Source organism: Vibrio ouci (assembly GCF_004551525.1).
GTDB lineage: Bacteria > Pseudomonadota > Gammaproteobacteria > Enterobacterales > Vibrionaceae > Vibrio > Vibrio ouci.
Window position 1 is genome coordinate 1 of sequence record NZ_SATR01000201.1, and the last position, 1,206, is coordinate 1,206.

Below are 1,206 nucleotides of genomic sequence, written 5' to 3' on the forward strand. Positions count from 1 at the left end.
TGTATTAGTTCCGACTAGATCTGACACTTCAATTTGAAAAGAAGAGAGTTACCCACTTTGATTAAAGGTGCTGAATCCGTAATCAAAGACAATAAGAGGTAACTCTCATGCTTCATACTAGCAATCCAATCATCAAACACAAAGCTGGGCTTCTCAATCTTGCAGAAGAACTCGGCAATGTATCTAGAGCCTGCAAGGTTATGGGCGTCTCACGAGACACGTTCTATCGCTATCAWGAACTGGTTGAAACTGGTGGTATTGATGCTCTAATTAATCAAAGCAGAAGAACACCAAACTTGAAGAACCGAGTTGATGGTGAAACAGAACAAGCCGTTCTCAAATACGCCGTTGATTTTCCTGCTCATGGGCAAGTTCGAACAAGTAACGAACTGCGTAAGTTAGGTGTATTTATTTCTCCAAGTGGCGTGCGTTCAATCTGGCTTCGTAATGACCTAGAAAACTTCAAAAAGCGCCTTATCGCCTTAGAAAAACAGGTAGCTGAAAACGGTATTATTCTAACGGACGAGCAAGTTGCTGCCCTTGAGCGTAAGAAGCATGATGATGAAGCTTGTGGTGAGATAGAAACAGCGCACCCAGGTTATCTAGGCTCTCAAGACACGTTTTATGTCGGCAACCTTAAGGGGGKTGGACGCATCTATCAGCAAACGTTTGTTGATACCTATAGCAAAGTGRCTTTCGCTAAGCTCTACACGACTAAAACACCAATCACGGCAGCAGATATGCTCAATGACAAAGTCCTACCGTTCTTCGAAGCTCATGCGCTACCGATGCTCAGAATCTTAACTGACCGAGGCACTGAATACTGTGGTCGTGTTGAACAGCACGACTACCAACTCTATTTAGCTATCAATGATATCGACCACACGAAAACTAAAGCGATGTCGCCACAGACAAATGGTATCTGCGAGCGCTTCCACAAGACCATATTGAATGAGTTTTACCAAGTGACATTCAGAAAGAAACTGTATGGTTCAATGGAAGAGTTACAGAAAGATCTGGACGAATGGATGGACTACTACAACAATCATCGTACTCATCAAGGAAAAATGTGCTGTGGCAGGACGCCTATAGAAACATTAGAAGATGGGAAATCAATCTGGGCTGAAAAGAATCTAGCCCAGATATAATCTGACAGGCACCGAGTCGAAAAGTGGGTAACTGTCAGATCAGGTCTGAATTAGTACA

The 1,206-nt window shown here is 43.1% G+C and carries 1 protein-coding gene; it reads left to right on the forward strand.

The window, feature by feature from the left end; genetic code table 11:
- Positions 1-107 precede the first annotated feature (107 nt).
- Positions 108-1,148, forward strand: a complete 1,041-nt coding sequence (locus tag ELS82_RS25125; RefSeq protein ID WP_134837784.1) for an IS481 family transposase — start codon at positions 108-110, stop codon at positions 1,146-1,148.
- Positions 1,149-1,206: the final 58 nt, after the last annotated feature.